Annotated in this window: 16 protein-coding genes; 13 read left to right on the top strand and 3 right to left on the bottom strand. The window is 70.8% G+C overall.

Translation table 11 applies throughout. The features are described 5' to 3' along the window. Window positions 1–65 precede the first annotated feature (65 nt). Window positions 66–908 (bottom strand): SDR family oxidoreductase, encoded by an 843-nt coding sequence (locus tag PV734_RS16290; protein WP_319290022.1) that lies wholly within the window; start codon window positions 906–908, stop codon window positions 66–68. Window positions 909–972: 64 nt separating this feature from the next. On the opposite strand from PV734_RS16290, the gene PV734_RS16285 reads away from it, so the two are divergent. Next, complete coding sequence (locus tag PV734_RS16285) at window positions 973–1,308, top strand: helix-turn-helix domain-containing protein (RefSeq protein ID WP_319097630.1); 336 nt, start codon at window positions 973–975, stop codon at window positions 1,306–1,308. Window positions 1,309–1,603: 295 nt separating this feature from the next. Here PV734_RS16285 and PV734_RS16280 read toward each other — a convergent pair whose 3' ends face one another. Both PV734_RS16280 and PV734_RS16275 read right to left on the bottom strand, forming a co-directional pair. Further along, window positions 1,604–2,137 (bottom strand): cupin domain-containing protein, encoded by a 534-nt coding sequence (locus PV734_RS16280; protein ID WP_319097629.1) that lies wholly within the window; start codon window positions 2,135–2,137, stop codon window positions 1,604–1,606. Between the two features lie 57 nt (window positions 2,138–2,194). Continuing rightward, the gene (locus PV734_RS16275; RefSeq protein ID WP_319290020.1) at window positions 2,195–3,376 is read right to left on the bottom strand and encodes a cytochrome P450; all 1,182 of its coding nucleotides are present in this window, start codon (window positions 3,374–3,376) and stop codon (window positions 2,195–2,197) included. 148 nt (window positions 3,377–3,524) lie between these two features. On the opposite strand from PV734_RS16275, the gene PV734_RS16270 reads away from it, so the two are divergent. From PV734_RS16270 to PV734_RS16215, 12 genes are all read left to right on the top strand, one after another. After that, window positions 3,525–4,442, top strand: coding sequence for a LysR family transcriptional regulator (locus PV734_RS16270; RefSeq protein WP_319097627.1), 918 nt, complete (start codon window positions 3,525–3,527; stop codon window positions 4,440–4,442). 256 nt (window positions 4,443–4,698) lie between these two features. Next, the gene (locus PV734_RS16265) at window positions 4,699–5,790 is read left to right on the top strand and encodes a sugar ABC transporter substrate-binding protein (protein WP_319290018.1); all 1,092 of its coding nucleotides are present in this window, start codon (window positions 4,699–4,701) and stop codon (window positions 5,788–5,790) included. After that, window positions 5,787–7,343: a sugar ABC transporter ATP-binding protein gene (locus PV734_RS16260; RefSeq protein ID WP_319097625.1), complete on the top strand. Its 1,557-nt coding sequence runs from the start codon at window positions 5,787–5,789 to the stop codon at window positions 7,341–7,343. Before PV734_RS16265 ends, PV734_RS16260 begins: the two co-directional genes overlap by 4 nt. Continuing rightward, complete coding sequence (locus tag PV734_RS16255) at window positions 7,340–8,395, top strand: ABC transporter permease (RefSeq protein ID WP_319290016.1); 1,056 nt, start codon at window positions 7,340–7,342, stop codon at window positions 8,393–8,395. Before PV734_RS16260 ends, PV734_RS16255 begins: the two co-directional genes overlap by 4 nt. After that, entirely contained in the window at window positions 8,392–8,523 is a 132-nt protein-coding gene (locus PV734_RS16250) for a hypothetical protein (RefSeq protein ID WP_319290014.1), read from the top strand. The genes PV734_RS16255 and PV734_RS16250 overlap by 4 nt, the downstream gene beginning before the upstream one ends. Continuing rightward, a complete protein-coding gene (locus PV734_RS16245; RefSeq protein WP_319097622.1) occupies window positions 8,520–9,548 on the top strand; it encodes a LacI family DNA-binding transcriptional regulator in 1,029 nt (342 codons plus the stop codon). Before PV734_RS16250 ends, PV734_RS16245 begins: the two co-directional genes overlap by 4 nt. Beyond that, entirely contained in the window at window positions 9,545–10,099 is a 555-nt protein-coding gene (locus tag PV734_RS16240; protein ID WP_319097621.1) for a VOC family protein, read from the top strand. Before PV734_RS16245 ends, PV734_RS16240 begins: the two co-directional genes overlap by 4 nt. Further along, window positions 10,096–10,677 carry an amino acid synthesis family protein gene (locus PV734_RS16235; protein ID WP_319097620.1) on the top strand — a complete coding sequence of 194 codons (582 nt, stop codon included), beginning with the start codon at window positions 10,096–10,098 and terminating at the stop codon, window positions 10,675–10,677. Before PV734_RS16240 ends, PV734_RS16235 begins: the two co-directional genes overlap by 4 nt. Window positions 10,678–10,696: 19 nt before the next feature. Beyond that, a complete protein-coding gene (locus tag PV734_RS16230; protein WP_319290012.1) occupies window positions 10,697–11,674 on the top strand; it encodes a C-terminal binding protein in 978 nt (325 codons plus the stop codon). Then, window positions 11,671–12,975 carry a phosphopyruvate hydratase gene (gene eno, locus PV734_RS16225; protein WP_319097618.1) on the top strand — a complete coding sequence of 435 codons (1,305 nt, stop codon included), beginning with the start codon at window positions 11,671–11,673 and terminating at the stop codon, window positions 12,973–12,975. The genes PV734_RS16230 and eno overlap by 4 nt, the downstream gene beginning before the upstream one ends. Beyond that, window positions 12,972–13,982: an aminoglycoside phosphotransferase family protein gene (locus tag PV734_RS16220; RefSeq protein WP_319290010.1), complete on the top strand. Its 1,011-nt coding sequence runs from the start codon at window positions 12,972–12,974 to the stop codon at window positions 13,980–13,982. The genes eno and PV734_RS16220 overlap by 4 nt, the downstream gene beginning before the upstream one ends. Before the next feature lie 65 nt (window positions 13,983–14,047). Further along, on the top strand, window positions 14,048–14,974 hold the full coding sequence (locus PV734_RS16215; protein WP_319290008.1) for a fumarylacetoacetate hydrolase family protein: 927 nt from the start codon (window positions 14,048–14,050) through the stop codon (window positions 14,972–14,974). Window positions 14,975–14,991: the final 17 nt, after the last annotated feature.

The following is a 14,991-nucleotide window of genomic DNA, read 5'->3' as shown; positions in this document are numbered from 1 at the left end:
TCATGGAGCACGGCGGCCTGCCACGACCCGCATGTCAACCGGACCGATACCGGGAGTGACGACGGTCAGACGCCGATGTCGGCCAGCCACTGGCTTGTGGTCCGAGGAGTGAGGCCCAACAGCTTCTGGGCGGAGTTCTCCGGCGCGATCGAGCGGCCCGGCATAGTGCTCATCGCCTGGTAGGCCCCCGCGATGTCGGCGGCCGCGCCCTCCCCGACCAGGGGTGCGATCGAGGTGCGCATCTCCTCGGGGGTGATCGGTTCGAAGACGACCTCCCGGCCGAGCCGGGTGCCGAACGCGTCGGCCAGGTCCGGCCCGGTGATCGCCGGGTACTGGCCGACAGAGACCGTACCGGTGACGTCCGGTCGCTCGAACAGGGCGACGGCGACATCGGCGATGTCCAGGTGGGAGGCCCAGGAGACGGCGAAGTCGGCTCGGATCGCGTACGGCAGCACGCCGCGCTCACGGACCGAGTCGATGACGTAGGGCATGAGCAGGTTCTCCAGGTACAGCTCGGGCGCGATCACCGCATGGGACACGCCACTGTCGGCCAGGCCGGCAGCCAGTGTCGCGGCGGCTCCGCCGATGGCGGGATCCATGGGGATGCCACTGGTGGAGAACACCACGCGGGCCGGCCGGGCCTCGCGGACGGCGGCGAGGATGTTGCCCGCGAAGATCTGGCGGTCCTCCTCCGAGGCCACTGGCAGATGGACGAACACCCCCGCGGCACCGCGGTAGGCGTCGGTCAGGTCGGCGGGGGAGGAGTAGGCGGCGGCCACCACGCGCGCGCCGTCCACGACAGCATTCTCGTTGCGGGTGACAGCCGTCACGGGCTTCCTCGCGGAGGCGAGGGCGGAGACGACGGGGGCACCCTGGGCGCCGGTGGCGCCGTGAATCACATAGGTCATGGACGCCATTAGTGCATGCAATGCACCAGTTACATCAACTGCACTAATGGGCTACTCTCGAAAAATGTCCGATCCCTGCCTCCCGGAGTGCGGTGTCGCCCGGTTCCTCACCCTGCTCAACGGCCCCTGGGCCACCTTGATCGTGCGTGAGCTCCTGCGAGGCCCACACCGCTTCACAGAGCTGCGCGAGTCCCTGCCCGGCATCAGCCCGCACACCCTGACCAGCAGGCTGCGCCAGTTCGAGACCCATGGCATCGTCATCCGCACCGCCTACGCGGAGATCCCCCCGCGCGTCGAATACCGGCTCACCCCCCTCGGTGAGGGGTTGCGCGACGTCCTCAACGCCATGGGTGCCTGGGCTGAGGGGGTTCCCGACCCGGAGCCCGCCGCCGGCACCTGACGCTGTCGTCGGAGCGAGGGACGGCGTCCTGGGTGGTGGTGCAGGCGATCGCTGCGTGGGTGCGCGCGGGCGGGCGCCCGGAGCGTGCATCCGGGGAGGGCCTCTGTTCCCTGTGCACAGGGCAGGCCACTGTGCGAATCACCCTGGTGAACGGCCGGCTCAACCTTGGCGGTACCCCTGGCATCGGCTGCACGGTGACGCCCCCACGCAGCACCGCCAGGTCCACGTCGTGCCGTGACTCATGATGCTGCGCCGGCCGGACCAAGGCTCTGCCTCGGCGCGGCCGGGCGATTGCCTACGCGTCCGGGACGCCGATGAGGATGAACGCCAGCGTGACCGGTGCGTCCGTGTCGTTGCGCCAGCCATGGCGGGTGCCGTTCTGGATGACGACGTCCCCGGTCGACAGACGGGTCAGGGCGCCTTCGTCCAGTTCGAGGGTCACCTCGCCGCCCAGGACGATGGCGTAGTCGACGGTGGGTGTGGTGTGCATGCCCGGGTTGTCGATCTCCATGAGCTCGGCGATGCCGGGAGCCACGGCGAGTTGTTCCTGGCCGAAGGCGACCGGGTCGAAGGCGGGGTCGGCCATCGCGGTGGCCGGTGGGAGGGTCAGGACGATGAAGCGGGTGCCGCCCGGCGCGGGCACGAAGTCGGTGACCTTCGGCGTCGGGTCCTCACCGGTGCGGCTCACGGGCCGGCCGGGCTCCGTGGCCCAGGGCAGGGCCGAGACCCAGCCCGGGAGGCTGGCGAAGTCGTGATTGCGGGGGACGGGGCCGTCGCTGACGACGACCGACTTCCCGTGTGCGTCGTGGCCGGTGACGACTCTGCGCATGGCGGGTTCCTGTCTCTGGGGCGGCGGTCTGTGGGAAGGGCGGATGATGGGTCGACGTCACGCGTTCCAGGCGGCCTTGAGCCGCAGCGGACCGCGGAACACCCAGCCGCCGAACGGGACCTCGGTCTCGGCGAGGCGGAGTCCGGGGAGGGTACGGAACAGCAGCGGAAGGCCGATCTGCCCGACCGCCGCACGCGAGACCCAGGTGCCGAGGCAGAAGTGCGGGCCGCCGCCGAAAGCGACATGGCTCGTCTCGGCACGGTGGATGTCGAAGGCGTCGGGACGGTCGAAGACGCGCTCGTCACGGTTGCCGGAGGCGATGACCACACCCAGCTTGTCGCCCGGCTCCAGCACCCGCCCCCCGAGTTCGGTGCGCTCGGCCACCCGGCGCGGGTACATGCCGATCGGGGAGACCCAGCGGACGGCCTCCTCGAACACCCGCCTCCACAGGGCCGGTTCCGCCTCGACGTCCTCCCGCTGGTCGTCATGGGTGAGCAGCGCGTAGGCGGCGGCCGCCATGGAGTCGCGGGGTTCGTTCAGTCCGCCGCCCAGGAAGACGCGGACGTTGGTCCGTATCTCGTCCTCCGTCAGCGGGTCGCCGGCGTGCAGCATGGCGGAGATCACCGAGTGGTCGGGGTCGCGGCGCAACACGGGAAGAACCTCGTCCATCGCCACGTCGAGGTCCGCCACCGCGCGGGCACAGCGCGCCCAGATATCCGGATCCTCCCCGTAGTTGCCGCCCGCGTCGATGATCGCCTGCGACCACTCCTGCATGTCGGCGTCACCGACCCCGCGCAGGCCCAGCAGATCGGCGAGGTTGCGGGCCGCGAGCGGGCCTGCGACCTCGCGGAACAGATCGCACTCACCGCGTCCTACGACGGCGCCGAGGACGTCCTCGGCGTTGCGCCGAAAGGCCGGCAGCCAGTGTTCCTTGACGATCCGGGGCCGCAGCGGCGCCTCCGCGGCCCGGCGCAGCCGCTGGTGGGCCGCCCCGTCCTGGCGCAGCAGGGTCTCGCCGATCGAGCGGGTCATCAGGGACGGATTCTCCGCCGACAGGTATGTCTCCGGATGCCGTTCCACATGCATGATGTCCTCGAAACGCGTGACCAGGTAGCGACCGGCCTCCGGCACCCAGGCCACGGGGTCGTGTTCACGGAGGTACCGGTATGCGGGATACGGGTCGCTCCACAGTTCGGCCAGACGGATGTTCTCGGCGGGTTGACTGACGGTCGTCGCCACGACGGTGTCCCTTCTGGACGGCCTTGGTTCACGGAGCCGACTGTGGCGGAAGGCGACGGCCGTGTTAAGCCACGGGAAACGCGGATTTTCCGATGTGGTTCCTCAGGACTGCGAGCACTGCGCCGAACTCGGTGGCGGGGGAGAGAGCATGACCGCTGATTTTTCGCTCCGACAGCTGGAGTACTTCGTGGCTGTGGCCGGCACGGGTTCCATCAGCGCGGCAGCCGTGCACTGCCACGCCTCCCAGGCGGGTATCTCCACCGCGATCACCGATCTGGAACGCCGGCTGGGCGTCCAACTGCTCGTCCGCCGCCGGGCCAAGGGGGTCTTCCTCACCGAGGCAGGCACCCGTGTCCTGGACCACGCGCACGCGATGCTGGCCCGCGCCGAAGACCTCGCGGCCAGCGCCAGGGCGGAGAAGGGGCGGCTCGCGGGCAGGCTGACGATCGGCTGCTACGCCACCCTCTCGCCGTTCCTGATCCCCCCGCTGGTGGACGGATTCACCCGCGGCCATCCCGATGTCGATCTCCAGTTCATGGACGGCTCGCAGGACGAGATCCGTCAGGCGCTCCTCGAAGGCGCCTGTGACCTGGGACTGCTTTACGAGACCGGGGCCGAGGCCGGACTGACGTGCTCGACGGTCCGGGTCTGCCGGCCCTATGTGATCCTCTCCGCCGACCATCCACTGGCCGCGCTGGAGTCCGTGCGGCTTGCCGACCTCGCCGACGAACCCCTGATCCTGTACGCGTCCCCGCCCGCGCCGGGCAACGCCGAACGCTGGCTGCACAGCGCCGGCGTCACACCGGACATCCGCTACCTGACGTCCAGCATCGAGGCGGTACGCAGCCTGGTCGCACGCGGCCTCGGCTACTCGATGCTGCTCCAGCGCTGGCCCAGCGACACCAGTTTCGAGGGGCTGCCCCTCGCGGCCGTACCCATCAGCGACCCGCTGGACGAGCCCAGGGTCGTCATCGCGCACGCCTCGAACGTGATGCCCACCCGCCGGGCGAGCGTCTTCGCGCAGTACGCGCGCGAGACCCTGGCCGTCCCGGTGCAGGCGCCGTAGGCCCCGGCGGAAGCAGGTAATTCCGAGGTAGTTCCTCAGGTTTCCCGGTCGTACCGTCCATTGCGCTATCGATAGCAGGTTGCCGATAGTCGAAGCCGTTCGTACACGGTGCGTTCCTCGCCCCACCGGGGGCCGCATGTGGGCGCTCGCGGGTGCATGTCACCCCGCTCTCTTCCCTCATCCGGCCGTAGGCCCTGGCCCGTGCGTCCATCCGTACGGCGAGGGCCCCTGGCAGGCGCATCCACCGGGAGATCACGTGTTCAACAAGCACGCGCAACGGCTTGCGGCAGTCGGCTCCGTCTGTTTCGTCCTGGCCCTGTCGGCCTGCTCCAAAGGTGAAACGGCCGACGGCGGCGGCACCGCCCCGGCAGCGGCGGGCGCCGCCAAGGCCGACGCGCTCTCCACCACCGTCGACGCCGCGTACACGGGACCCGACAGCAGGAACTTCACGACGCTCAAGGAGCCGTCCAGGAAGGACGGGACCAGATTCAAGGTGGGCTTCCTGACCCTCAACGGCGGACAGCCGGTTCTGACAGCCATGCAGAAGGCGGCCCGGGCCGAAGTGGAGAAACTCGGCGGGCAGTTCATCGCCAAGGACGCCTCTGTCGACCCGCAGAAGCAGGTTAGCCAGCTGAACGAGCTGATCACGGCGAAGGTCGACGTCATCATCGGGCACCCGGTGGTCTCCGGCGCCCTCGCCCCGTCCGTGGCCGAGGCGAAGAAGGCGGGCATCCCGTTCATCGCCATCGGTACCCCCTTCGACCAGACGAAGGCCGGGGTGCCCGGTGCGGTCACCGCGGTCGTCCAGGGCTTCGACTACATCGTCTACCGGACCATGAAGGCTCTGTCCGAACGGCACCCCGGCGCCGCTTTCGCGACGATGGGCCTGGCCCTGCCCGTCGACCAACTCACCTACATGAACGCCCGGATGCAGTACTGGGGCGAGAAGTTCGGGCTGAAGTTCCAGGGGAAGGTGGACGCGCAGAACGACACGCCGTCCGGCTTCTCCCCGGCGGCCTCGACGATCCTCACCAAATACCCCAAGACCGAGATCATCGTCACCTACAACGACCAGTCCGCCGTCGCGGCGGCCGCGGTCGTGGCCGCCGCCGGCAAGAAGATCTTCGTGGCGACGCCCAACAGCGGCCAGTCGATCGGCCGTGACGCGCTGAAGGCCAACCGGCTGGACCTCGTGTACCGCACCCCCTGGGAAGGCATGGGGACACAGTCCGCGATCGCCGCCTACGACGTGGTGAGCAAGCAGAACCTGCCGCTGCCCGAGATCGTGAACGTGCCGTCCTACCTGGTCACCGCCGAGACCGCCGACAAGGCCGGGTGGATCGGATGACCACCCCACAGACAGAGCAGCGGCGTGACGCCGACGCGCCGCTGCTCGCCATGACCGGCATCCACAAGTCGTACGGCGGTGTGACGGCCGTGCGCGGGGCGGGCCTGCGGATCACGGGTCCCGGGCTGGTGCACACGCTGATGGGCCAGAACGGCTGCGGCAAGTCCACGATGCTGGGCGTGCTGTCGGGACAGATCCGCCCGGACGCCGGGACGTTGCGGCTGAACGGCACGGACGTACGGCTGCGGAGTCCGCTGGAGGCGGTGCGCCGGGGCATCGCGATGGTCACCCAGGAGACCGCTCTCGCCCTCGACCTGACGGTCGCCGAGAACATCCTCCTCGGCCGGATGGCGCGTACGGCCCGCGGTGTGGACTGGGCCGCCAGTCGGCGGCGGGCCGCGTCGGTCCTGGCACAACTGGGTCTCGACTACGACCCGCGAACGGTGGTGCGCCGACTGCGTCCCGACCAGCGGCAGTTGGTCGAGATCGCCCGGGCGCTGTCCCTCGAACCGCATCTGCTGATCCTGGACGAGCCCACCAGTACCCTGACCGACGACGAGGTGGAGCGGCTGTTCGCGGCGGTCGACGGGCTCCGGCGCCGTCAGGTGTCCGTGCTCTTCGTCTCCCACCGGCTGGACGAGGTCTTCCGTCTCAGTGACGAACTGACCGTCATGCGGGACGGCCGGACCGTGTCCGCCGGCCCGGCCGGCCGGTACACGGCGGCGACGCTGATGGCGGACATGGTGGGCGGGAGGGACCTCGGGGCAGGCACGCTCCATCCGGCCGACGGGTCCCGGGAGCAGGCCGCCGCCGAACCCGGTCCGGCTGCCGAGCCGCTGCTGTCGGTACGGGGCCTGAGCTCCCCGGGGGCGTTCGACGGCATTGACCTGGATCTGCGCCGCGGCAAGGTCGTCGGGGTGGCCGGACTGGTCGGATCGGGCCGCGGTGAACTGCTGGAGACCATCTTCGGGGCCCGGCCGCCGGGGAGCGGCACCATGACCCTGGCGGGCCGTCCGCACCGGCCCGCCGGGCCGCGGTCCGCCATCGCGGCGGGCATCGGCTACGTCCCGCCCGACCGCAGGACCCAGGGCGTGGCTCTCGGGATGGCCGTGGGCGACAACGTCACGATGGTGGCCACCCATCGCCACAGCCGACTGCGCACCGTCGACCGGCGATCCGCCGCCTCGCTGGCGAAACGGCTCTCCGGACTGATGCGCCTGTCCGTCACGTTGTCACGGCGGGTCGCCACCCTCAGCGGCGGCAACCAGCAGAAGGTCGTGCTGGCCAAGTGGCTGGGCGCGCAGCCGCGCGTCCTGCTCCTCGACGACCCCACCCGCGGCGTGGACGTGGCCGCCAAGGCCGAGATCCACGCCCATCTGCGGCGGCTGGCCGCACAGGGACTGGCCCTGCTGGTCACATCGTCGGAGATTCCGGAACTGATCACGTTGTGCGACGAGATCGTGGTGCTCAACCGGGGCCGGTTGGCCGGGCGCTTCGCGGGCGAGGCCACCGAGTCCCTGGTCGCCGCTGTCGCCGCGGGAGCCAGCTCATGAACGCACAGGCCATCACCACGGAACCGGCAGTGTCCGGGACGACGGATGACGGGACGGGCGGCCCGACGTCCCTGTGGGACGCGACCAGGTCCTTCAGGCCGGCGCTCGCCGTGCTGTGCGTGCTGTTCGTCGTCCTGAGCCTCGCCAACGCGGACTTCCGCACCGTCGGCAACCTGGAGAACGTCGCCGTCTCCGTGTCCATCCTCTGGATGATCGCCCTGGGAGCGACATTCGTGCAGCTCACGGGCGGCATCGATCTGTCGTCCGGCGCCGTCGCCGCGCTCGCCGGGATCTGCCTCGCGAAACTGCTCGCCACCACGGTCCCCGGGCCACTGGTCATCGCCCTGGTGATCCTCTTCGGCGCCGCCGTCGGCGCCCTCGCCAACGGCATCCTCGTCGGTGTCCTCGGCCTGAACGTCTTCGTGGTCACCCTGGCCTCGATGACCGCCCTCACCGGAATCGTCAGCCTCTGGTCCGACACCCAGTCCGTCTACGTCACCTCGCAGACCGTCACACGACTGAGCTCCGGCCGACTGCTCGGCGCGCCGGTCCCCGTCTGGCTGATGCTGCTGACGCTCGCCGTCTTCCTGTTCCTGCAGACCCGCACCTACTTCGGCCGGGACCTCTACGCCGTCGGGGGCAGCCCCGTCGCCGCCCGGCTGTCCGGTATCCGCGCACCCCGCACGCTGGTCGTCGTCTACGCGCTGGCCGGTGCCATGGCCGCGCTGGGCGGGATCATCGCGGTCGGACGGGTGGGCGCGGCGGCGCCGCAACCCGACAACTCCCTGCCGCTCAGCGCCATCGCCGCCGTCCTCCTGGGCGGCACCGCTCTCGCCGGCGGAGCGGGAGGGGTCGGTGGGACCGCCCTGGGTGTCCTGCTGATCGGGGTCCTGCAGAACGGGCTCAGCCTCTCCGACGTACCGACGTTCTGGCAGCAGGTGGTGACCGGGGCGGTGCTGGTCCTCGCGGTGCTCGGGGACCGTGGCTACGCGCCGCGCGGTCTGGTGGCGCGGCTGTGCAGGCACCGGCCTCGCGTGGGGAGCCCCGCATGACCCACCTCACTCCCATCGACGGCCGGGGCGGTTCCTCGTTCGGACCGCGTGAACAGGGCGCTGCCGCCCGCGAGTTGCTCACGACCCCGAAGGCGGTCCACGTCACGGCGGGAGACCCTCGCGCATGATCACCACCAGGAACATCGCCGAGCGTCTCGAACTGTCCGTCTCCACGGTCGGTCGCGCGCTCGCCGACGACCCGCGAATCTCGGAGCAGACCAAGCTCCGGGTCCGCGAGGCCGCCGCGGAGATGGGGTACGTGGCCGATCGGGCCGCGCGCATGATGCGTGGCGCCCCGAGCAACGTTGTCGGCCTGGTGATCCCCGACATCCGCAACGGCTTCTACTCCGCCATCGCCCACGAACTCTCCCGGACCATGGAGTCCCGGGGCCACCAACTCATCCTCTCCGAGACCGACGACGACCGGATGCGGGAGCTGCGCCATCTGACGGAGCTGTCCGCGAGCCGGGCGGCGGGCGTCATCATCGTGCCCACCGCCCGCCCGCACCGCGAGTCGGTCCGCCTCCTCGCGCGGCTCCCGCACGTGCAGTTGCTGCGCAGCCATCCCGCGCTCGGAGCCCAGTGGTTCGGCATCGACGACCACCAGGTGCTCAAGGAGTCGACCGGCCACCTGGTGGCCCAGGGGCACACCCGGATCGGCTACGTCGGCGGCGCAGCGGAACTGCCGACCGGCGCCGAGCGCCTGCGCGGCTTCCGCAGCGCCCTGGAGGAGGCGGGACTGCCCGAGGAAGCCGGCCCGACCATCCTCGGCAAGCCCTCCTCCGTCACGTACGGCCGTCAGGCGGTGCGCCGACTGCTGGACGCCACCGTGCCACCGACCGCCCTGGTCACCGGTTCCGTCCAGCTGACCCTCGCGGTGCTGGAGGAACTGAACTCCCTCGGCGTCGACGTCCCCCGGGAGCTGTCGGTCGTCGGCTTCGGCGACGAACCCGGCTTCTCGTGGTGGGGCCCGGGACTGACCACCGTACGACTGCCGGTGACGGACATGGCCGCCGACTGCGCGCTGTGGCTGCTGCACCGGCTGACCACGAAGCCACTCGAAGACACCGCGTACATCTCGGTCTCGCCCGGCTCACTGATCGTCCGGGGCAGCACGGCGCCCCCGAGAGCCACTTCCAGGAGGTCCCGATGACCACACAGGTACGGCCCCAGCTGACCCACATGGGCATCAACGTCTACGACATCAAGAAGATGGAGGACTTCTACACCCAGGTCCTCGGCCTGGTCGTCACCGACCGGGGCAGGGGCAAGAACTTCAAGGCCGACCTGGTCTTCATGAGCGTCGACCCCAACACCCACCACCAGGTGGCACTCGCCAGCGGACGCGACCCGAAGTCGCCCCGCAGCACCATCAACCAGATCTCCTTCCACCTCGACACCCTCGACGACCTGCGCGTGATGTACCACAAGGTCAAGGAGTACGGCGTAGAGGCGCTCAAGCCGCTCAACCACGGGGTGTCGTGGTCGGTCTACTTCTTCGACCCCGAGGGCAACACGGTCGAGCTGTACGTCGACAGCCCCTGGTACATAGCCCAGCCGCACGGCGACGTCTTCGACCCCGGACTGCCCACCGAGCGGATCGTGGCCGACACCCTGGCGATGTGCCAGGACGATCCCGAGTTCCAGCCCATCGAGCGGTTCCGGGACTCGGTGCGTGCCCAACTCGCCGCGGAGCCCTCATGATCGCCGGGATCGACGTCCGCAGGACCGCCGTCACCGTCGAGACGATCCACCACGAGGGCGGCCCCCGCGTCGACGAACCCCTGCGCCTGGCCTCGGCTGCCGCCGTGGTCCGCAATCCCTTCGCCGGCCGTTACGAACCCGACCTGTTGGCCTTCCAGACCGAACTGCGCTCGCTCGGCGCGGTGTTGGCTACGGAACTCGTCGAACTGCTCGACGCCAAGAACGTCGAGGCGTACGGCAAGGGCGCCGTCGTCGGCGTCGCCGGTGAACTCGAACACGGCGCCCTGTGGCACGAGGCGGGCGGCTGGGCCATGCGGGAGGTGCTCGGCGAGCCCAAGGCCATCGTTCCGTCCACCAAGGTCGTCGCGGCCACCGGCTACCGGCTGCTCATACCGCTGCACCACATCGAAGCCGCCTACGTACGAAGCCACTTCAACACCATCGAGGTCGGCATCCAGGACGCGCCCCGCCCCGACGAGATCCTCTACGCCCTCGCCATGGCGACCGGCGGACGCGTGCACGCCCGCGTCGGCGGACTGACCGCCGCCGAGATCACCGTCCACGACGGCAACCGCTGACCCGGCCCGGGAGAAATCCATGAGCGCTTCCCGTACGGTCCTGCTGACCGACCACGCCTGGCCCGACGACCGCGTCGAACGAGCCGTCGTGGAGGCCGCCGGACTCACCCTGGTGACCGGCCCCGCCGACCCGGCCCCGGCCGCCGTCATCGAGGCACTCGTCCGCGAACACCGGCCCGCTGCCGTCCTCACCTGCTGGGCCCCGGTGACCGCCGAGGTCATCGCGGCCGCCCCGGACCTGAGGATCGTCGCCCGCCTCGGCGTGGGCCTCGACAACATCGCCGTCGACGCCGCCACCGAGCGCGGGGCGTGGGTCACCAACGTCCCCGACTACTGCGTCGAGGAGGTCTCCGACCACGCCGTCGCCATGGTGCTGGCCTGGGCCCGGGGCCTGGCCGTCTTCGACCGTGACGTCCGCGCCGGCAACTGGCGGCCCGCCGCCGCGAAGCTGCGCCGTGTCTCCACGCTGACCTGCGGGATCGTCGGCTTCGGCAGGATCGGCCGCGCCACCGCCCGCAAGCTGGCCGCCTTCGGCTGCCGCCTGCTCGCCCACGATCCGTACACCCAAGTCAGCGCCCCGGACGTGGAGTTGACCACCCTGGACGATCTCCTCGGCCAGAGCGACGTGGTGATCCTGCACGCCCCGCTCACCGGGACGACCCAGCATCTCATCGGCGCCAAGGAACTCGCCCGGACGAGACCCGGCGCGCTCCTGGTCAACGTCAGCCGTGGTGGGCTCGTCGACACCGACGCCCTGGACGAGGCCCTGGCCACCGGTCGACTCGGCGGCGCGGGACTCGACGTACTGGAGAGCGAACCCCGGGTGCCCGCCGCGCTGTTGGAGCGTCCCGGCGTCGTCCTGACCCCGCACATCGCCTTCTCCTCCACGGCCTCCGTCGAGGAACTGCGCCGCCGCGCGGCCGAAGAGGTCGTACGGGTCCTGTCCGGTGCGCCCCCGGCGTATCCCTGCAACGAACCCCGAGGACCACGTCCATGACACGCGTGCAGAACCTGCGAGCCCGCCAGATCCTCGACTCCCGAGGCCGGCCCACCGTCGAGGTCGACATCACGCTCGACGACGGCTCCTTCGGCCGGGCGGCCGTCCCCTCCGGCGCCTCGACCGGCAGCAACGAGGCCCACGAACTGCGCGACGGTGACCCCCACGCCTTCGGCGGCCTCGGCGTCGGCAGGGCCGTGGCGCACGCCAACGGTGAGATCGCCGACGCCGTACGCGGCCGGGACGCCATCGACCAGCGTGGCATCGACGCCCTGCTGCGCGAGCTGGACGGCACCCCGCGGCTCGCCCGGCTCGGGGCCAACGCCGTGCTGGGCACCTCGCTGGCCGTCTGCCGGGCCGCCGCGACCGCCACCGGACGTCCGCTGTACCGGTGGATCGCCGAACTCGCAGGCGTCGACGCACCGAGCCTGCCGATGCCCATGGTGAACATCCTCAGCGGCGGACTGCACGCCGGACGCGGTATGGACGTGCAGGACTTCCTGGCCGTGCCGGTCGGAGCGGCCACGACCGGGGAGGCGATCCATCTCGTCTCCCGGGTCCGCGACGCGGCGACCCGGGTGATGACCGCCCGGGGCCTGACGACCCTCCTCGCCGACGAGGGCGGCCTGAGTCCGGGCCTGCGCACCGGCGACGAGGCCCTGGCGCTGCTCGTCGAGGCGTTCGAACACGCCGGACTGCGGCCCGGAACCGACATCGCGATCGCCATCGACGTGGCCGCGCACTCCCTGTTCGACCCGGTCGGCGGGGACTACGTTCTCGCCCGCGAGGGGCGCCGGGCCACGGCCGCGGAGATGACCGACATGGTCGCCGTCTGGGTGCGCGACTACCCGGTGGTGTCCGTCGAGGACGCCCTCGACGAGGACGACTGGAGCGGCTGGCGCGAGCTCACGGAGCGGCTCGGCGACCGGGTGCGCCTCATCGGCGACGACTTCTTCACCACCGACACCGGCCGGCTGGCCCGGGGCATCACCGAGGGCTGCGCCAACGGCGTCCTGGTCAAGGTGAACCAGAACGGCACCCTCTCCGGCACGCTCGACGTCGTGGCCGCCGCCCGGGCCGCGGGCTACGCGCCGGTGATCTCCGCCCGGTCCGGCGAGACCGAGGACTCCTTCATCGCGGACCTCGCGGTCGGCACGGCCGCCGGGCAGATCAAGATCGGCTCCGTCCGGTGTTCGGACCGGCTGGCCAAGTACAACCAGCTGCTGCGCATCGCCGAGGACGACAGCCTGCCGTTCGCCGGCCCCTCGGAGCTGCTGCTCCCCGAGGCGGTGGGCGCGTGAACGGCACGACGGCCGAACCCGAGGTCGCCGACTTCCTGCGCCGCCAAGGGCTGACGGTCGGCGGCGAGGAGCCCCGTCTGACTCCGCTGCGCGGCGGTGTCTCCTCCGACCTGTGGCGCGTCGACCTGCTGGGAGGGTCGATCTGTGTCAAGCGCGCCCTGGAACGGCTCAGGGTCGCCGCCGACTGGCACGCCCCCGTCTCGCGCAACGCCTACGAATGGGCCTGGCTGGAGTTCGCAGCCCGGCACCGCCCCGCCAACGTGCCCGTACCGCTCGCCCATGACTCCGCCGCCGGGCTGTTCGCGATGAGCTACCTGCCGCCCGAGCAACACCCCGTCTGGAAGGAGCAGCTGCTGCGCGGGCAGGTGCGCCAGGACATCGCCGAAGGCGTGGGGGACGTGCTCGGCCGACTGCACCGGGCGAGCGCCGACGACCTGCTGCTGGCACGGGAGTTCGCGACCGACGACAACTTCCACGCGCTGCGCCTGGAGCCGTACCTGCTGGCCACGGCCGCCGTCCATCCCCAACTCGCAGGAACCTTGCGCGAGTTGGCCGGCCGCACGGCCCGGACCCGGCTCGCGCTGGTGCACGGAGACGTCAGCCCGAAGAACATCCTCGAAGGCAGGGCCGGGCCCGTGCTGCTGGACGCCGAGTGCGCCTGGTACGGCGACCCCGCCTTCGACCTCGCCTTCTGCCTGAACCATCTGCTGCTGAAGTGCCTGGTGCGCCCCGATGCCGCCCGGGTTCTCCTGGCCTCGGCCGAGGCCCTGGCGCGGAGCTACTTCGCCTACGTCGACTGGGAGCCCCGATCCGCGCTGGAGTGGCGGGCCGCCACCCTGCTGCCGGCGCTGCTGCTGGCCAGGGTCGACGGCAAGTCCCCCGTCGAGTACCTGGACAGCCCGGCGCAACGGGCCCTGGTCCGACGGGTCGCCACCGACCTCCTGCTCCTGCTCCCCGACACGCTCGCCCCCGTCCTCGGCGCCTGGCGGTCGGCCGTACACGCCTGACCTCCCGCTATCCCCCTGAGCCGCCCCCCCCGAAGAGCCGTTTCCGATCCCACGGAGGCACCACCATGACCTTCTCGCTCGCCACCTGGCGCGTCGACGACCGTCCGACCCCCGTCCTGACCGTCGAGGACCGCTCCTGGGCCCTCGCGGACGTGGCGCCCGATGCTCTGCAACCTGACCCGGCACGTGGGCTGATGAACGTCTTCGACCACTGGGAGCGCACCGAGCCGCTCCTGCTGGCGGCGGCCGAGCGGCTGGCCGACGGCACGGACACCACCGCGGCGCTGCCCGTCCCGGCCGCCCTCGAAGACGTCCTCACCCCGCTCCAGTACCCGCGGAAGATCGTCCTGACGGGCGCCAACTACTACGACCACATGAAGAACGACGGCGGCCACACCGACTGGGAGAAGGACACGAAGATCCCCGTCTTCTTCCTCAAGCCGCCCACCACCACCCTGGTCGGCCCCGGCAGGACGGTCCGCTACCCCGACCAGTCGGAGAAGTTCGACTACGAGATCGAACTCGCCGTCGTCATCGGCCGGCGAGGCCGCAAACTCACCCTCGACAACGCCATGGAGCACGTCGCCGGCTACACCATCGCCATCGACCTGTCCGCCCGGGACTGGCAGCGACACCCCAAGCACCTGGTCAAGTTCGACCTGTTCGGCGGCAAGGCGTTCGACGACAGTTGTCCCCTCGGCCCGGCGATCGTCCCGGCCCGGTTCGTCGACGAGGACAACCTGCGGCTGCGGTTCTGGCTCAACGGCGAGCCGAAGCAGGACGCCAACACCCGCGACATGATCTGGTCCATCCCCGAGCAGCTCGTGAAGATCACCGAGCACATGACCCTCGAACCCGGCGACATCGTCTCCACCGGCACCCCCGCGGGCGTCGGCCTCGGCACCGGCCAGTGGATGAAGCCCGGCGACTTCATGGAAGGCGAGATCACCGGCCTCGGCCGGCTCACCGCCGAGATCGTCAAGGACCAGTGACCGACCCCCGATCGAAC

The sequence above is a fragment of the Streptomyces sp. AK08-02 genome (assembly GCF_033795085.1).
Lineage (GTDB): Bacteria > Actinomycetota > Actinomycetes > Streptomycetales > Streptomycetaceae > Streptomyces > Streptomyces echiniscabiei.
The sequence above is the reverse complement of the archived record's forward strand: the minus strand, read 5'-3'. Positions and strand labels throughout refer to the sequence as shown.